At 44.1% G+C, this 18,402-nt stretch carries 13 protein-coding genes and 1 pseudogene; 7 read left to right on the top strand and 7 right to left on the bottom strand.

Annotated features, from left to right (window positions below; all coding sequences use genetic code 11):
- Positions 1-22: 22 nt before the first annotated feature.
- Together ACT7WV_RS14050 and ACT7WV_RS14045 are read right to left on the bottom strand one after the other, a co-directional pair.
- Complete coding sequence (locus tag ACT7WV_RS14050; RefSeq protein ID WP_445103486.1) at positions 23-1,690, bottom strand: phosphatidylglycerol lysyltransferase domain-containing protein; 1,668 nt, start codon at positions 1,688-1,690, stop codon at positions 23-25.
- A 33-nt stretch (positions 1,691-1,723) separates the two neighbouring features.
- Positions 1,724-2,638 (bottom strand): alpha/beta hydrolase, encoded by a 915-nt coding sequence (locus tag ACT7WV_RS14045; protein WP_445103485.1) that lies wholly within the window; start codon positions 2,636-2,638, stop codon positions 1,724-1,726.
- Positions 2,639-2,696: 58 nt separating this feature from the next.
- On the opposite strand from ACT7WV_RS14045, the gene ACT7WV_RS14040 reads away from it, so the two are divergent.
- From ACT7WV_RS14040 to ACT7WV_RS14030, 3 genes and pseudogenes are all read left to right on the top strand, one after another.
- Positions 2,697-3,635, top strand: a complete 939-nt coding sequence (locus tag ACT7WV_RS14040) for a lysylphosphatidylglycerol synthase domain-containing protein (RefSeq protein ID WP_445103484.1) — start codon at positions 2,697-2,699, stop codon at positions 3,633-3,635.
- A gap of 36 nt (positions 3,636-3,671) precedes the next feature.
- Positions 3,672-4,736 carry an AI-2E family transporter gene (locus tag ACT7WV_RS14035; RefSeq protein WP_445103483.1) on the top strand — a complete coding sequence of 355 codons (1,065 nt, stop codon included), beginning with the start codon at positions 3,672-3,674 and terminating at the stop codon, positions 4,734-4,736.
- Between the two features lie 68 nt (positions 4,737-4,804).
- Positions 4,805-5,098: pseudogene (locus tag ACT7WV_RS14030) on the top strand (DUF1003 domain-containing protein); the annotation flags it as partial.
- Positions 5,099-5,173: 75 nt separating this feature from the next.
- Here the strand turns inward: ACT7WV_RS14030 and ACT7WV_RS14025 are convergent.
- Positions 5,174-7,261 (bottom strand): cation:proton antiporter, encoded by a 2,088-nt coding sequence (locus ACT7WV_RS14025; protein WP_445103482.1) that lies wholly within the window; start codon positions 7,259-7,261, stop codon positions 5,174-5,176.
- Between the two features lie 878 nt (positions 7,262-8,139).
- On the opposite strand from ACT7WV_RS14025, the gene ACT7WV_RS14020 reads away from it, so the two are divergent.
- Positions 8,140-8,577: an SH3 domain-containing protein gene (locus ACT7WV_RS14020; RefSeq protein WP_445103481.1), complete on the top strand. Its 438-nt coding sequence runs from the start codon at positions 8,140-8,142 to the stop codon at positions 8,575-8,577.
- 90 nt (positions 8,578-8,667) lie between these two features.
- On the opposite strand, the gene ACT7WV_RS14015 is transcribed toward ACT7WV_RS14020, so the two are convergent.
- The gene (locus ACT7WV_RS14015) at positions 8,668-10,062 is read right to left on the bottom strand and encodes a sensor histidine kinase (protein WP_445103480.1); all 1,395 of its coding nucleotides are present in this window, start codon (positions 10,060-10,062) and stop codon (positions 8,668-8,670) included.
- Between the two features lie 545 nt (positions 10,063-10,607).
- On the opposite strand from ACT7WV_RS14015, the gene ACT7WV_RS14010 reads away from it, so the two are divergent.
- Entirely contained in the window at positions 10,608-10,925 is a 318-nt protein-coding gene (locus ACT7WV_RS14010; protein WP_445103479.1) for a DUF4359 domain-containing protein, read from the top strand.
- Between the two features lie 97 nt (positions 10,926-11,022).
- Here the strand turns inward: ACT7WV_RS14010 and ACT7WV_RS14005 are convergent, their stop codons facing one another.
- Positions 11,023-14,337 (bottom strand): phosphorylase b kinase regulatory subunit alpha/beta, encoded by a 3,315-nt coding sequence (locus tag ACT7WV_RS14005; RefSeq protein ID WP_445103478.1) that lies wholly within the window; start codon positions 14,335-14,337, stop codon positions 11,023-11,025.
- A gap of 175 nt (positions 14,338-14,512) precedes the next feature.
- Here ACT7WV_RS14005 and ACT7WV_RS14000 point away from each other — a divergent pair, with 175 nt between their 5' ends.
- Entirely contained in the window at positions 14,513-14,656 is a 144-nt protein-coding gene (locus tag ACT7WV_RS14000) for a chlorophyll a/b-binding protein (protein WP_445103477.1), read from the top strand.
- Between the two features lie 201 nt (positions 14,657-14,857).
- Here ACT7WV_RS14000 and rpoD read toward each other — a convergent pair whose 3' ends face one another.
- Both rpoD and ACT7WV_RS13990 read right to left on the bottom strand, forming a co-directional pair.
- Complete coding sequence (gene rpoD / locus ACT7WV_RS13995) at positions 14,858-15,979, bottom strand: RNA polymerase sigma factor RpoD (RefSeq protein WP_445103476.1); 1,122 nt, start codon at positions 15,977-15,979, stop codon at positions 14,858-14,860.
- Between the two features lie 1,129 nt (positions 15,980-17,108).
- Positions 17,109-17,816, bottom strand: a complete 708-nt coding sequence (locus tag ACT7WV_RS13990) for a polysaccharide deacetylase family protein (protein WP_445103475.1) — start codon at positions 17,814-17,816, stop codon at positions 17,109-17,111.
- A gap of 34 nt (positions 17,817-17,850) precedes the next feature.
- Between ACT7WV_RS13990 and ACT7WV_RS13985 the strand changes: the two genes are divergently transcribed.
- Entirely contained in the window at positions 17,851-18,402 is a 552-nt protein-coding gene (locus ACT7WV_RS13985; protein WP_463424169.1) for a hypothetical protein, read from the top strand.

Raw genomic sequence — 18,402 nt, 5'->3', positions numbered from 1 at the left:
TCTGAGTTGCTGTAAAATAGCCTCAAGCCCCAGGCTTAAAGTAATCTAACAAGCGATCGCCAGAATCTGCCCTAACTAAAGCAACAACGACATCTGGTAATGCTGCCCAGCTAGGGTAGACTAAATAGCGTGGTTCCCAACGGGGGCTAAATTTCTCTTTGAAGCCGTGTAATCCTTTGAAATTATAGAAGCGATTCAAATGCTCATAGAGATAATACAGCACCTTTTCTAAACGGGGTGATTCCTGGGTTTCACCAACGCCGGAAAGAGCCGATAAACCGAGATTAAAGCCTTCGTAACCTCGCTCTTTGAAGTGTTGGAACATGGTAATAAACAAGAAGTCCATAGTGCCAGACTCAACTTCGGTTCTGCGCCGCATTAAGTCAATCGTGATTTCGTTGAGTTGGTACTCTGTAACGACATTGGCAAAGGCAGTAATTTGATTTTCTAGTGTCTGCACTACAGCAATCTCTGAAGAGCGCAAGTAAGCCTCATCAAACCAACCGAGAGAGAAGTGCTTTTCTGACCCTTCCATCATTTTCAGCCATTCGTCGCTCACAGTTTTGAGCTGGTTCAATAAGTCATCGGTAATGGGTGGCTGATAAAATTTGACTTGATGCCCTAACTTGGTGAAGCGATTCAGGGGGGTTCTCAAGTTCTTACCAGCTCTACCTTGCAGGGTAAAGGTTTTGAGGTCAACAATCCCTTCCTCACCAATATTGAGGGCTCGGAAACCCAGAGATTGGTAAAATTCAAGCTCATTGGGCAAAGTCTGATAAAAAGCGGGATACCAATCATTATGCTCGCAGAACTTTTGGAAACCGATGATTACTTCCCGGCGGTCTTCTGTCGGGCCAATGGGGTCACCTAGAGCGATCGCTCCCCGTCCTTTAGGGACATAGGCAATAACGCTGCGTCCGCTGGGACTGAAGTAATAATCTTTATCGTCAAGCAGCGTAAATCTAGCTAGGGAAGAGTGTCCATACTGTTCGACAATTTCCTGGGCTTTTCGTCTTTCCTGGGCCGTTGCACTGGTCAGAAGCAGTACTGGGCGCAGGAGCATTAAGAGCGCGTATGCTAAGGTTGCAGCACCAACAGTGTAAATTGAACCCACAAAAAAGCGACCAAAGCGCGTGGTTGGTTGCAATCCAGCATTATCTGCCGTGAAGAACACTGCCAGGGTTTGGCTCAGGGCTTCAGCGAGATTAAAATTAACGGTGTATTGGCGATCTAAAAGGAAAAAGCCTGCCACACCATAAGCTAGGGTAAAGAGCAAGGCTCCGATTAATACCCGGACTCCTTGAGCCATTGAAGGGCGGTCTGATTGAGCGGTAAAAATATCGCGCATTAGTAGGAGTTGCATCAAGAGTACCCCAGCTAGGAGACTCTCCTCAAAGTCCAACCCCTTGAGCAGATGAGAAAGGATCGAGACAATTAGCAAGCCAATGGTGAGCAACCAAGCAATCCGCTTGCGTCGCAGCAGGTTAGTGGCGAGTGTCAGCAACACGAATCCACTCATCGCCGCAAATAAATGACCGCCAGCCCGAATTTCAAAGGGAAAAACTTGTCTAAGCCAGTCTAACCGTTCTGGCAAACCGGGAGTGGCTGCGGAGAGCAGATTGACCACTCCGACAACTGCGGTGAGTCCTGCGGCTGTCCATACACCGACCCGAGTACGTTGCGATCGCATAAAGCTCCCTGATCAAAAAAATTGGTTATTCTGTTAGTCTTGTTGTGCTAAGGCAATTTTGAACTGCTTGCCTACAAATGTAAGGGAATCGGTAGCGTGTTTATGAAAATAATTCCAACCATAATTAGCCCCTGACAAGCCATGACCTCCAGGAAAGGCATAAAAGATATTATCTACCCCTAACTCATTTAGGGTTTGATGAAACTTTTTTGTAGAGGCGAGAAAATCTTGATCACTTTCTCCTGCATCCAAATAAACTCGCAGCTGCTGAAGCTGGTTTTTTGCTAGTTGTAACACGAAGTCTTGGGGACTATTGGCAGCACCACTACTATCAGTAAAATAGCCACTGTGGCTAAAGAGAATCTCAAAGTTATCTAGGTGACGTAATCCAATATTGAATGCTCCCCAGCCACCAGAAGAGAGTCCCCCCATTGCCCAAAGCTGCGGTTTATTCAAGGTGCGGTAACGCGATTTCACGACTTGCACTAATTCTGAGCCAATTAAAGTGCCAATTTTGCCGTTGGAACCATCATAGTATTGAGGATCCCATAAAGGACTAGAGCCTCGTCGATCATTGCCATCAGGGGTGATCACAATGGAGTGGGGCAGTCTACCAGTTTGGTAAAGTTCGTACAGTATAGGAATAATGCCGATTTTGTCTTGCCAAGAACGAGCGTCATCATGTCCGCCGTGCAGTAAAAATATTACCGGATAGCGTTGCTCGGAGTGATTTTGATAGCCAGGAGGAAGGATTAAACCGTATTGCCGTACCTCTCCCATTGCCTTGCTATTAAATGTTTCTAACTGAAAAGTTAAGTCAGTTCCTTTGATACTGGTTTGAGGTCGATCTAGCTGTGGTGCACCAGCAACAAAGACATACCAGCCAACTATGCTACCCGTCAGTAAGACAATCCCTAAACCTGTAACTAAAATTTTTAGAAGTTTCATAGTTTGAAAATATTTGCAGTCTTCTTCGGGGCAGATTTTGTCTCCTAAACTAAACCCTATGATAAAAAAGCTACTCCATCTTCTAGCACCTTTATTTGGTTTGGTACTTTTTGGTCTTTCTCTTTGGGCTATTAGTAACCAACTACGACATTATCACCTAAGTGAGGTTCTAAAAAGTTTCGCAGGCATTCCCAAAAAACGTTTGTTTACTGCCATCGGCTGTACCGCTTTGGGTTATCTTGTCATGGCAGGTTACGACTTAATTGCCTTTCGCTATCTTCGTCGTTCTCTAACTCCTGGTGCAATTATCTTTACTGCCTTTGTCAGTTATGCCATTAGCAATAGTGTCGGTTTAGCGATTTTGGCAGGTAGTGCGATCCGTTACCGTCTCTACTCTCACTGGGGTGTATCAGCCAAAGTAATCGCCAAAGTAATTGCCTTTGTGAACTTGAGCTTTTGGTTAGGGCTGTTTGCCGTTGGTGGGGTAATATTTCTGTTCAAGCCACTGACAATTCCTACCCTCCTGGATTTACCCTTTGTCTCAGTTCGTCCTCTGGGTGTAATTTTCTTAGCTTGTGTAAGCACCTATTTATTAAGAAGTTTTTGGCATCAGCGGTCATTAAAAATTTTTGGACGGGTAATTTCCTTCCCTTCTTTTGAAATCTCTTTAGCTCAAATTGGAGTTTCTCTGTTGGACTGGAGTCTAGCGGTAGGAACACTCTATATTTTACTGCCGAAGAATACCCCTCTCTCTTACCCTGGTTTTGCTGGTATTTATTTACTGGCAATGACTGCAAGTATTATCAGCAATGTCCCCGGCGGTTTAGGGGTGTTTGAAACAGTAATTCTTTTGATGCTTCCGCCTCAAGTTCCGGCTCCCGAAGTTTTGGGTTCGCTTTTAGCTTACCGGGGAGTATACTACTTGCTGCCTCTAATTGTTGCTGTCGGGTTACTAGCTGCTCATGAAATCCGCCGACGGCTGAAAGTGAGTTCTTAACTACTGTTTCTAGAAGGTTCCGTTAGCTAAATTTTTATGAAACTGACGAGCAAACTATTCCGATGGTTGGTTTTTACCTTACTCTTGTCTTTACTTTTCCCCTCAATTTTCCTTAATAGCTGGCTTTTGTTGATAGTTGTGCAGTTTTTTCAACCCCTAATTAATGTTTTCGTTGGCGCGACTTTAGGGGCTTTTCTTTTAGATTACCCAGTACGGAAATTAGAGAGCAGTGGCGTCAAAAGAACAACGTCAATTTTCTTGGTACTGCTGGTTTCTGTGCTGCTGTTGATTGTTCTCGGAGTAACTCTAGTTCCTGTAATTGTAGACCAGTTAAATACTCTTTTAGAGCGCCTACCGAAGTCGATTGAGTCGGGAAGCCAGCAAATTGAATCCTTCGAGACTTGGGCGGTAAACCGCAAACTGCCCCTAAACTTAAGCGGTCTAACTTCTCAAATTTTAGAGCGTTTATCGAGTCAACTTCAAGCCTTCAGTGGACAAATTATTGGTGGGGTATTGGCAACAGTTGGCAGTGTTCTGGACTTAGCTATAGCTATTGTTCTTACCTTCTACTTGCTGTTACATGGCAAGCAATTTTGGGACGGATTATTTCTGCGTTTACCTAGCCCAAGAGCGGCTAAAGTACGACAGTCTCTGCGTCAAAATTTTCACAACTACTTTGTGGCCCAAGCAACTTTAGCAGGGATCATGGGATTGGTAATGACTACTGCTTTCTTACTTATTCAGATTCCCTTCGGATTGTTGTTTGGTTTAGGGGTAGGAATTATGGCTCTATTTCCTTTTGGTGCTGCCTTGAGTATCTGTCTTATCAGTTTCTTGGTTAGTTTGAATAGCATCTGGCTGGGAATCAAAGTTTTGATTATAGCCACCCTGATTGATCAGGTAGTAGAAAATATTATAGCTCCTCGTTTATTAGGCGGCTTTACTGGACTAAATCCCGTATGGATTTTGGCTTCACTGTTAATTGGGGCTAAAATTGCTGGATTCTTGGGATTAGTAGTGGCTGTTCCTTTAGCCAGTTCAATTAAAAGCCTGACGGAAAACTTACAGGTTGCGCCCTCAACAGCAACCACGGAAAATTAAAAATAAGAGCAATGTTAATGGGGAAATTATGATAATAAAAAGACCTCTACGCGCCCGTATCAGTCCAGGCGGCCTACGCTGCACCTATCATTATGATGAGCCAAAATAGGCAGAATGCCATTGACCGCCAGGATGCTAAACATGACTACGAAGTCAACATGAAAGCAGAACTAGAAATTGGGCTACTCCATGACAAAATGAATCTGCTGCGGGAAGAAGATATCGTGGAAATTGCCGGGATGCTTCAAGAACAGCAGCAACGCTTGGGAAGATTAGAAGAACTCTTGCAACAGCGATTAGAAACAGTTACTCCTTTGTCTAGTTCAGTACCATCGGCTCAGGATACTGATTTTGAGGTTTAAATAAGTCCCTTGTTCCCTTTAAAGAATACCGAAGAATTCGCTATGGGAAGCTTTTCTCCATTTACAATTTCTACTTCAAGAATGAGGTTCTCCAAACAACACCATTGAGCAGTTTAGTGAGTTGATTACTTCGCTAGTCACATCACTCACCGCCAATCCCGCAACTGTGCGACGGCGGAAAGAGCGCAAAATCACGATGTCAAAAGCTTGAGAGGTACTGAGAATTACCTCAGCCACATCTTCGCCGAGCACCACTTCAATTTCTGAGGTTACTTTGGGCCCTGCACTAGAGAGAACCTTGGCTAAATCGGACTTAAGGGAGGTAATTTGCTCTCCACTCGTTTGGGGAGGGCAAACATTCAACAAAGTCACCGAACCTTTATTGCTGTCAGCTAGTAACTGAGCAAATCTTACTGTTCTGATAGTTTGCTGCGTTAAGTTGCTCACTGGCACTAAAATTCGACGAATCTTAATTGGTTCTTCTAAGAGGCGCATCACCGCTACTGGACAGTGAGAAGACCAAAAGACGTTATCAATTAAATTGCCAAATAAACGTGCCCGCAATCCTGTATTTTCACTCCAACCCATAACAATTAAACTGGCGTTCTGTTCACGGGCGGCGCGAATAATCCCACAGGCAATATCATCCTCAATCCGCAGTGCTGGTTTCGAGTGTACATTAAACTCCGAGCTAATTGTTTGAGCCCGTCTCAATAATTGCCGACTCTGCTTGAGAGTCACCTTCATCTGAGGCTCGTCCATATTAACGTGAGCTTGGGCAATGGAGAGGGGTACAATCTGACCTGATTCATGACGAGCTAAGAGTGCTGCTATTTCGATGAGATACTTCTCCGTCACCGGATTGTAGACTGGCACTACCACAGTAAATTTAGTCTGCTCTGTCTCAAATTGCTCGTCTTCTTCGATAAATTCTTCCTGAGTTTCCCACCACAGCAAAGATTTACTAGCTTCAAGGCTAGGTTTTGGTCGCGGTAATTTGGGAGCAAACCGGGCTGTCAGCATTGGGCCGACGATAGAAGTGACCAACATTAAGACAATGACACTGTTAAAGACTGCCTTAGTGAGCAATCCTACCTGGAAACCAACTAGCGCTGCTGCTAGAGTCGCCGCCACTTGGGGCATAGACAGCGACCACATAATCATTGTTTCGTTCCAGCTATAGCGATAGAGTAGTTTTGATCCCAGGGCCGCCAAAAATTTACTGCCAATTAATCCCACTACAATTGCTATGGTTAACTGGGAGCTAGTAGTGAGGGTTTCAATAAAAGCTGGGATATCTAACAATAAACCCATGCCTATAAAGAAAAAGGGGATAAAGAGGACGCTACCGACAAACTCCACTTTTTCCTTGACTGGAGAGCGTCCCACTACATCATTCACCGCTAAACCCGCAAGAAACGCCCCGACAATCTGCTCGACATGGATGATTTGTGCTCCTACAGAAGCGAGAAACACAGCCAGCAGAACAAACAAAAATTGATTACCTTCATCATTACCCGTGCGGCGGAAGTATTCTTTCCCTACCCAGTCAAAGCCAAATAAAACAATGACTGAGTAGATAGCCAATGACCCTAACTGCACACTCAAACTATATAGGGAGAATTCTCCAGCATGAATCGAGACGCATACTGCCAAGACCAACAAAGCAGAGATGTCAGTGAAGATTGTGGCACCAATGGTGACGATGACGGCTTCGTTCCCGACTAAGCCTAAGCGCTGCACGATAGGGTAGCCCAGGAGAGTGTGGGAGGCAAATAGGGAGCCAATGAGAATCGAGGCGTTCCAACCAAAGCCAAACAGCTGCCCGACTAGAGTACCAAACAGCAGTGGTATGAGAAAGGTTAAAACCCCGAAGCCCAAGGCACGATTTTTCTTTTTGCGGAACTGTGCTAGGTCGATTTCTAGTCCCGCCACGAACATCAGGTAAATTTTGCCGATGTCTGAGAGCAACTTGACTGTTTCAGAGTGGGCATCAAGCAGCCCTAAACCATTTTGACCTAATACTACACCTGCAATTAGTAGCCCCACTAGTCCCGGTAAGCGCAGTCGCTCGAACCAGGGAGGAATGGTTAAACTGACTAATATGAGGATGGTGAATACAACAATCGGACCGTCTGGAAACCATCTCAGAATTTGTTCCATAAAACACCCCGCCCACACACGGTAGGCAAAATTGTTGATTTGTTTACTAGAAACCGCTCCCGGTTAGAGTCGGTGTACCGACTTCGTTGGAACCTAACGAAGGGCTATAAGGGTACGGTTGTGACGATTCCCGATTTTCATCAGTAAATACCGCTCGGGAGACTTAATAAATATTCAGCATAGATGCTGTTCAAGAATACAGCAATGAGCACTCAATAATTACCTCACCATCTTCCCTGCCAAGAGAAGCCTTTCTTTTTTTACCCTCTCCTCAACTGAAGTGCGAATCAGCGAAGGGAAGGGCACAGGAGGAACAATCACTCCGGGGTGCCAACAAGGGAAGGGAAAATTGGTGATGGCTACTGCCAGAGTAAAGTCTTACCCACTTTTTTACTTTTTCTGATTAAGCTGAGCATAGTCGGATGATCGACACAAAAGTGGACAGACAGGAAGAAAGCAGGGGGAGTGTGGACTCCTCATGCGCGATAAGCCCGCCTAGGCTCTACCGGCGGGTTATTTCTTTTTAAGCCGAAGGACGCTCAGTGAAAGTGTTATGGGTCTCTAGAGGGCTTTCTTTTTTGGCAGCAGATGATTTACTAGGTCTAAGTAGTATCTTCGAGAATTATGATACAAAATTTATTATATATCCTACCTTCGACGGGTAATTTGTTCAGTGCTGCGCTCCCGTAAAGTATCAGACTAGGTATAGCTTTTTGGCTGTTTTTGGGTAAGTCAACTGGTAACTTGTGTTAACGAAATAATCTCACTAGAATACCAGCCAAAAATTTATTAAGATTATTGAATCCTCTGATACGTCCAAATTTTGGGATAGAAAGAGGCAAGAGAAATCAAAACCTTTGACCCCATTTAAAACTACTATGCTAGGCTCAAAATTCAGTTTTCGGCTCAATCAGCCCCTCAAAATTTTGCTAGGAGCAATAGCTTTCACTTCTGTACTTGTGCCAGTATCGATGGTCACTGCTCAGAATTCCCAAAATGACAGATATAACCCCTATGGTCAATATGGTCAACGAACCCAATATAGTAACTGTACTTCTCAGAATTATCGCCGGGTAAATTACTCTAGCGGTACAGGTCTAAATGTACACAATCAGCCCAGCTTTACTTCTAATAAAGAGAGTTACGTCAAAAATGGCGAAGCTGTTTGTTTTGTCGATACCTATACGGATCAAGATAACATTATATGGGCGAGAATTCAGAGTTCTCGGTATGGTTTTGATGGCTACGGCTGGATACCCGTTGGATGCAATGGTCAGGTGAGGAATATTGAGTACTATTATTCCAATAATCGCTGATCAAGTTTTAGCGCTGTTAACGATTAAAAAACTTGAAGGACTGGAAAAAATAGTTGATTATCATATCGACAAAGAGTCAAAATTAACAATCTAAGTTAGTTTTTCTGACTTAGAAGCTGGCAGAGTAACTACAACGGTTGTGCCTTGATTGAGAACACTTTCAACTTGGATCCGACCGTGATGATTCTCAACAATTGCCCGTGCGATCGCCAGCCCCAAGCCGGACCCCGCTGTTGCATCATGTTTTCTAGCGGGGTCTACTCGATAAAATCGGTCAAAAATATGGGGTAATGCTGATTCTGGGATACCAGTACCAGTGTCTCGTACTTGTACTCTCAGTAAAGACTGAATATTTCTGCCCCGCATGTTGCTAAGACGTTCTAGCTGTTGCAATTCTACCTGTACAGATGCCTGAGCAGTGGTTTTCCCAGAAACTGGCGTATATTGCACAGCATTACTCACTAGATTAGTAAACAAACGAGCCAGTTGGTTCCAATCTCCCTGAAGAGTGAAAGCATCCTCAGTTAAAGCTAAAAACCCAGACGATTCTTGAATTGTAGTCTTTTGAGATGGTGTTTCAACTAAATGCAGAGATAGAGCGACACCTTTTTGAACGGCTACTAACTGTTGCTCTTCAATTACTTCTATTAATAAGGCATCAAGGGGTACTGATTGCCACTCCGATTGCATAATACCACTGTCAGCCCGAGCCAAAAATAGCAAGTCATTCACTAAACGCCCCAAGCGCTGAGTTAATCGTTCTACTACTTTGAGCTGTTGACGTTGCAGTGGTGATTCTAGATCTGGATCACCCAGAGCAACTTGCACATTAGTTTGAATTGTCGCAATGGGATTTCTCAATTCGTGAGACGCATCAGCAGTAAATTGTTTAAGACTTTGATACGACTCCCGCACTGGCTTAATGGCTAACCCCGAAAGCCACCAACCAATTGCCGCCGTAGAAATTACCATTAAAACTGTACCCAGCGTAAGGTCAATGATTAACTGACGACTAGGTTTGGTCACTTCAAACCAGGGATGGCTCACACGCAGATAACCAAGAACATGACGCCCGATTTGTACCCGATCTGTTACCTGTCGCAGTAGTTGATCAGCAGACAGATAAACAGTCTCACCGGTTTGGTTGGCATGTAAAGGAATATCTAGGGGCTCAGATAAAGTTGACCAGAGCAACTTACCAGTAGGGCTAAACCACTCCAAGTCAATGTGGTCATCTTCTACTGCCTGAGCATTGTTGGGAAAACTAGCCTCATAGTTAACTCGGTAGGGGATGCCAGACGCTTCTACTGGTTGAATTATTAGCGATCGCTCCACCACTTCCACTACGTGTTTAAGGGTATCATCAACTCGTTCGATCAGGGTACTACGGACATACAAATAGACACCTGTAGCAAACAATAATAACAGCACTGCTGTTACTGTGGTGTACCAAAGAGCTAGTCGTTGGCGAGTGGCTTGGAACATGCGAGTAGTAAGTATATGGCAGATTTCAACTCGGTGAGAGAAAGTGGCATAGGTGTTATATAGCAAATCCTATTTGATTTTCATTCCAAGGGAGACAAGGAAGAGAAGGGGAAGGTGTTTGCATGTCATTTAGGATTGCTATAGCAATTTCCCAAAAGAATGTTATACATACTCTGGTTTGAAGTAACAAGCATGCCCTCCAGTTGAGCGAAGGGTAATAAGTTTAATTCACTGTTCACTGCTTAAATTAGACTGCATTTTGTGTCTATTACTTCAACTCTTGACCTGTAAATTATTGGAGTTCAAGAAAAACCAGAGCTTTGTAACTCATCCAATTGAGAACCGCCATAAAGCATAAATCTAAGATTTAGCAGGAATGGCGGTTAATTTTTTGAAACTATACTAGAGAGAGAAGGCAAGTCAAGATTGAGAATCTCCCTCTTGGAGTAAGTCGTTAGTTAGACCAACAGCCCAAGTTTGAATATCCGACACTCTTTAATACTTTATCCGCAATAACAACTAAATATTCTTCCGGAGGAAAAAATATGAAAAGCAGAACAACAGGTGCGATCGCCTTGGCTGTAACCGCCATTCTCATGGCAGTTACTAACCCAGGCAAACAGAGTTACATTGAGGAAATTTCTTGGCGAGTTAAAGATACTTCTTGCCAGAAGGAGCAGCTTCCCGTTGGTGCAACCTTAGCTTGCTCAACAATCGCACCACTGCCCCATGGTGCGATTGAGCCAATTCTTGACGGCTATAGCCGTCGGCGAAACTATATCTTTTTCAGCATCTACACCACTGACTTTTGGGGTCTAAAGAATCGCAGTATCGGAGTGGGCAGAAACTTTTTTGAGTTTTAATTTTTGCCGCAGTACAAAGCAATTAGGGTGTGTCTGCTAAGTATTTCATCCCCATTAATTTACCAATTTTGGTTGTTGAATCTCTCTGAGAAATTAATTAGGATCCTGCTCCCGATACTTCAAGCAATACTTCCTGTCCAACTTGAGTCAGGAATTGGAAAGCCTTGACAATATAACTAGCACACTCTTTCGGCGAACTGTCTTCAAACTCATGCCAAGCAGCAGCTTTATGGTTATCGTACTGCTCAGCTTGTTCGTTGTTATGTAGATCTAACCATGCCAAGCGCACAGCATGACCAATTAGAACATCTAGAACAATATATTCTTCGATTTGTAAGTCCGGATTTGACTCTACCATGGCTGCGAGTTCCATTAAGGTCTCAACATTCACTTGTCGATATTCCGGTGCCTTGCTCTTATTGAGCAAATGCTCCACCTTCAGCGCAAAGTTCTTTTCCCCCGGCGTCATCTCTGAGAGCAGTAATTCACTATCCAAGCGATTACGGCGTTCTAGTTTATCGCCAATAACCAAGCCTTTACAGTGTTTCATCAGTCTCCAGACTTTAGGATAGAAGTCTTTAGGTACACGCCCAGCAGCACCATCTAGCTGTCGCTTCCTTAACCAACCACCAGCAGCAGTTGCCTCCTCTATCTCTTCCTCTTCTTGATTTTCATACCAGACTACCCAATTAATCTTTTGCTCCGGTTGCTTGACGTGCAAAGATTCTTGCTGCCAGAGCTTTTGGTTTACCCCTTCATAGCCAGCCAAACAAGAACGCAACCGGATTTTTACTTCAAATGGACTAAAGCGCATTAATTCTTCGTAGGCTTCGTCTTGCGTAACTCCTAATTCCGTTGCCAGTTCACTAGTTAACAGAAGAATCAGATACCCCACCCTCAGCGTCAGCAAGCCGTCGAATAACTCTGGTTCTGACTTAATCAGGAGGCTTAGGTAAATAAGAATTTCTTGGCTGAGGACGCGATCACGCAGATCTTCTCCACAAAACTCATTAATCTTCAACTGCATTTCCCGACGCGACATCGGCTTTTTAATCAGGGAAGCTTCACTATAAGCCTTACCCACAGTAATTTGCTTGCCGCGTACCAAAATATCAGTCACTGCCTCCGAGAGGCTGATATCCGTCTTGTTGAGTAAGCCAGCGGCTTGACGCACTACTGTCCAGTAGGGAGAATCACCGAGGGTAGCTGCTTTTAAGTAAACTTCATTAAGTAAATCAGCTACTGTCACTGGTACTTCTGGTCCACCAAAACCCGTATCAAACTTCAAGCCTTGTAAACTCTTGAGTGTGCGCAATAACTCTACTTGCTCGTAGATATTTTTGGACTCTCGCAAACTATCGAGTAACAAACTGAGGTTGGTTTCACATTCGAGTAAAAATTCCTGGGTATGACCTAGAGGACCGCTAGTATCAGGATTGTTAATCAGATAATAGTGCTGAGGGGTCCAGGTTTTAACAGGTGAATGAGTAAATTTAAATTCGTGGAGAAAATTGACTCTTTCCGTGGTGGTTGTCAGCATTAACTGATTAAGACGTCCCAGTTTTACCTGCACACCATTACACCAACCATCTTGCAATTCTTGAATCAACTCCAGTAGCGGTGATCCTTGTAAAGGTGCGATTAAGCGCACTTCTTCTCGTCCTTCAGGGTCGCTTTCTTTAATCCCCATCTCCAACATTGTATGGGTCAACCACAGCGTCATTGTCGGACGACCTAAATCGCTCCAGTGACGTTGAATATAAGCAAGTTCACTTTTAATTTGAGATACCAAAAAATGGTAGTCGAAAGTCAGGTAAAACTGCTGCTGGTCTAAAAATGCTGGTAGAAAGACAATCGTCTCCCCCTGAATCCGAAAAATTCTTGATGTTGTCAGACTCTGTAGGCGTCGCACTGGACGTCCCGTTAAACCCAGTGAATCACAACGCCCCATTTGAGCATAAATTTTGGTGAGTTCTTTTGCCTGACGCACCTGCACTGGCTCTATCTGTTCTGGTGTTTGGGTGGCAATGCCGTAAGCTGCCAATTGAGCCTGTAAATCTTCATCTTCTGCCAGTAGAGCGATTTGGACTACCGGATCTTGGTGACGTCCGACGCACAAATGACGCCCTAGGGGGTCAATATCTCCTGGTGCGATTAATCCCTCACTCAGCATTTGCCCTAGCAGATACAAACTCTGTGCCCATACTAGGGGAACATTTTCATTGGGCTTACGCCGCTGCGAACGAGGTGATTTTCGCTCTGCCTCAATCTTGTCAGCAGGAACGTAATACACCTCTGGCAGTAGGCGCAAACCATTCCGCTCGACTAAAAGAGTATCTAGACGGCCCTGATAGTTATGAACTTGTGCCCAGTCTCCTCTGAATATACCCTCCAGCACCATATACGTGAAAAATAAGGGCCATTCACACTCAATATTCTCAAACTTTTCCAGTTCCTTGGGTTCGTAGTGCAGGCGGGTGGTATCTTCCAAAACTGTCTGGTGTCCATCCCGCAAAAAGCGTTTGCAACCGTAGCTACCCTGTAACTTATCGATAATTTTTTGGCGGGTGCGTTGTATGAGTTCGACATCTTCAACAGCAAAGGCTGGAAAACCAATCACACTCAAGAGAGCTGCATCGGTTTCTTTTGAGCTAGATTCCCGTGGTAATAAAGATTCCAATGTGCTGCGAGATCGAGAAATCTCATCTGGCAAGACGTGAATAACAGAGGCTTCAGAGCCACGTACGCCGAATAAATCCAGTCCGTTGATCGCTTCCAATGCTGCTTTTGCCATACCAATGGAACTGGCGTTGAGCTCAGCTTGACCGTGATTAACTTTATTACCTCGTTCCCAGATACCGTAATCAGGCGTTCGATAGGTGCGACCCACGTAATAGACGAGGTTTTGGATGAAGTGTACTTCGTCAATTGTGTAGACAATGTGCAGGCCGGATGCTGTCATCTGAGCCAGAATCAGCAGAAACAGAGAGGTTGCATCTAGCTGTAGGTGACCCCATTCATCATCTCCCACCACTACATCACCTGTGTTGGTATTGTACTTAGCGTGCAGGGCGTCCAGTAGAGATTGGGTTTGTTTAAAACTTTCTACCTTGTCAGCTTGCCGCATCATGCAGAACAACAGACCGCGCATCAGCTTGACAACGCTTTGTTCAAGTTCAAAGGTACGTCCACTATCAGGATCTAGCTTGCGGTAAGCCAAAGCCAATCCCCAAACTGCCAAAATACTGTAGACGTTATCACGAACCCAGGCATCGGTATAGTCACCGTGGGCAGTAATTGCGGTACTTGCTGGTAATAAACCAGTAATTGGGTTTTGACGATCAACAATGACTCTAACTTGACGGTAGTAATACTTTAATCGAGCTGGCAGCATAAGAGTTTCAACAGACATAGGCGGACATGGGCAATTTCTAGAGTTTGCTCTATGACTCTTTAAGCAAATCGCCTGTCTCAAACTTTAGACATAATTTGCCAGCTTAGCAAAGCATACTCTTGCCATTTGATAAAAACTTGGTTACATTAATTTACAGAGCCTATTGAAAAGCATTAGCGACGGAGTAAGAACTATGGAAGGTCAACAACCAAAATTTGGTTTCACTCAATTTGCAGAAAGCTGGAACGGTCGTCTGGCAATGATCGGATTCGTTGCTGCGGTAGTTACCGAATACGTTACTGGTCAAGGTGTACTGCACTTCTGGGGCTTAATGTAATTCCCTGAATTAATAAATTTCTCAATCTCAACTATTAAAGATTAGCTGGGTGTTCACTACAAGAACCCTGGCTTTTTTATATTAATCCCGGAAAGAAGACTCTCAATTTACCGGAGTGACTTTGGGAAGTCCCTAAATAGTCTACTAAAAAGGGGTGACGCCAGCGCCTCCCCCATCACTTGCAAAAACTAGAGAGCTTTTTTAACGAATGTACTCTTTGAGAATACTGTTTCGATTAGGATGACGTAGTTTGCGTAGTGCTTTAGCTTCAATTTGACGAATCCTTTCGCGAGTGACGTTGAAGATTTGACCGATTTCTTCTAGAGTCTTCATTCTTCCATCGTCTAAACCGTAACGCAGCCGAAGAACATCACGTTCACGAGGGCTGAGTGTATCAAGTACGCTTTCAAGATCTTCCCGAAGCAGGTTTTTGGAAACCTGATCTTCTGGTGTTTCACCGTCCGCTTCAATGAAGTCTCCTAGTCTGGAGTCCTCTTCTTTGCCGATGGGTGTTTCTAGGGAGATGGGTAGTTGAGCAGATTTGGCAATAAACCGCAGCTTCTCAATAGTCATTTCCATCCGATCTGCAATTTCCTCTTCTGTGGGTTTGCGACCCATTTCTTGAGAGAGAATTTTAGTGGTTTTCTTGATGCGCGAGATTGTTTCGTATAGGTGAACAGGTAAACGAATTGTGCGGGACTGATCGGCAATGGCGCGGGTAATTGCCTGCCTAATCCACCAGGTTGCATAGGTAGAGAACTTGTAGCCTTTCTCGTGATCGAATTTTTCTGCAGCTCGAATTAAACCCAGAGAACCTTCTTGAATCAAGTCTTGGAATGAAAGTCCTCGATTCATATATTTCTTGGCAATTGAAACAACCAAACGTAAGTTTGATTGCACCATTTTGTCCTTAGCTCGCCTGCCTAAATAAAGGCGATGAAGAAATGCTGGCAGTGGCATATTAACTTCACTGGCCCATTCGCTATCTGCTGGTTCCCGCTCTAACTGCTCCGACAAGCGTTCGCGTATGCGTTCTAACTCCAACAAATCAGCAATCTTCCGAGCAAGCTCAATTTCTTCGTCTGCCCGCAACAGCCTGATTCTACCAATTTCCTGGAGGTAGAGACGTATCGAATCTTCTGTATAGTGCTTCTTCTTCGCTTGTGTTCGGCGACGATTAGAACGCACCTTACCAGGCTTAACGTCAATATCTTCCGGTTGAGCGTCCACCAGTTCGTCTCGGTTTGCATCCTCATCGAAAAGGATTTCTAACCCGTTTTCCGGCTCAATAATGGTTGATAGATCTAAGTTTGCCTGGGTCATGCCTTTTTCCTCATGCTCCTTCAGTTAAAGACCAGTAGATGGTATTGATTAATCTACATAAGATAGCAAAGCCAGTGAATCACCTTGCATTCTAAGGTTTATTTAATACGTTAGCTTCAGAAATAACATAATGTTCATTTTCTTAAGTCAAACCTTGATACGAATGCGCTATGCAGTAATTGTGAAGACTGGCTTTTGTTGAGACTTTTTGATTGTAGCCTTAATTACAAAAAATGCACCTTGCTCGCCGTTTTCCGTCTATGATGGTTGGCTTAGTTGATAAAGCTATTTTGCAGAAAACTAATTTCATTGCTGTTGAGGCACCCATAATGAATTTACCCTGTTCCAACTTAGCTTATCAGGCTAGTGGTTGCGTTAGTATTCGTTAGTAAAAGTTTCTCAACTTAATGAGATTTGGCCACTTACATTACATTATCTACTAATTAACTAGAAACTGTATAGTTTGTAGCCGTAGTTGCTACTACCTTGGAAAGTAATCTTTAAAGCTGATACATCAATCTGATGTATACTCTTCAATTCAATTTTTCTTGAATTTAGTCTAGCTTGCTATTTACCTAGATTCTCTGGCAAAAGTAGTAGAGATCCTTCAGCCACTGGGGCATTTTAAGGAATTACGTTGATAGAGAACACTTACAACATCTGGAAAATCCATCGTCACCTAGTATTTTTAGTACGTTTGTCCTATTGAAGTAGGCCAACCCCATTGTCTCCTAACTACGTTAGCGAAGTTCTTCTGCATAAAGAACGTTTTCTACCCTCAAAGACAGAGAATACCTCTGGAAGAGTATGCCAGCGTATGACAGTTGTAAAACAGGTGCAAAGTATTTGTTTTAACACACAAAACCAGCAGTTGTACTTAAATCAGGTCTTAAAAAATCTCAATTTGTAAATTGGCTGTATTGGATTCCGGAGTGCTACTACCCTCTCTGGGAGAACCTGATACCCTTTAAATTTATTTAAGTAACCATGATCTCAAGGGTTTCCAGGCAAGCGCAGTCAACCGGAATAAAGTACTTGAGAGTAAGCTGAGATCAGTAAAATTAGCCAAGCTTTTTAGCAAAGAAGCAAGGGGCGTTAAATCCGTAAGTAGGTAAAAAGGGAGAGTAAGCTACTCTGACACTTTTCCTTGATGAGTAGCAAAATTGCGGCGAGCAAGCTGCCATAAATAATCAACGGTAACAAAGTGATAACCTTGCTGCAACAACTGAGGAATAAGGCGCTCCGCCGTTTGGGCCACGTCTTGACCTCCATGGTAACCATCGTGCAAGACAATCAATGAACCATTTTGAACTTGCTTGAGAACTCTCTGGGTAACCACCGTAACACCAGGACGCTCCCAGTCTTCTGGGACAACGCTCCACATAACTGGTCGATAGTTCCACTCATGTAATAAGCTTAGAGTCCGAGGTGTAAAGAGACCGTTAGGAGGGCGGACATCTCGAACAGTAACCGGGTCAATCTGGCAGGCTTGGGCAATTACCTCTTGGGTACGAAGCAAACTTTGCCGCAGAACAGTGGGTTTCAAAAAGGGAAAAGAGTAATGATTATATCCATGCAATCCGATCCCGTGGCCCCGTTGGTAAACTTCTCTAGCAAGAGTTGGTGTTCTGCTTACGCAAGCACCCAACCAGAAAAAACTGGCTTTAATGCCGTAGCCGTCTAGCACTTGTAAAAGTTCACGAGTGTACTGAGGATGAGGGCCATCATCAAAGGTAAGAGCGATGGCAGGCGAATTGCGATCCCCGAACCAGAGGCAACTAGGAAAAGAAGGTTGAAGAATGCGATACAGGATAGGATAAAGCGGAGCAAGCTGCATGGGGCTCTGGTGTTTTCAAGTTTTGAGTAATTAGGTGAGTTTGAACAGTCTCAATTGTAGGCAAAGACGCTTTTTACAGCATCGTCAGCTCTTTTCGCTGCTGACGAGTTCCTTGATGGTGGTAGCTCTCACCAGCTGTCAAACCGTAACTACTGACCAGTATCAAGCAACAGCACGCACAACCCACACCTGGCGAGTCAAGTATTCCCTAAACCCCTCCACTGATAAAAACCCTCGCTTTGAAGAGTTTGCTTCTAATTCTCTGGTCAACCGCAACGGTGAAAAACCAGAGAACGCTGTTATCGGCCCAGATGATCGGGGTTTATGGTGGTCTGCTCTGCCGCCCAAACCCAGCATAGATCAAATTGAACAACGACAAAAACCCCAGGAAAAGACGAGTCCACCAGAGCTGTTGCGTACAGTTAAATACCAACTAACTTACCAACAGGATGGACAAAAAGTGACATTGCCGACTAATTACCAAGTTTACCGACAGGTTGCCAGAGCTTATCCTTACGGTAAGTCTTTGCAGTTAACACTGGGGATCAACGATGGCTCTGTGGAGAAAGCTGAGCCATTAAGATAA

Source organism: Symploca atlantica LB2515, from assembly GCF_052546295.1.
Note: the sequence above shows the minus strand (reverse complement) of the source record. Positions and strands in the feature narration are given on the sequence as shown.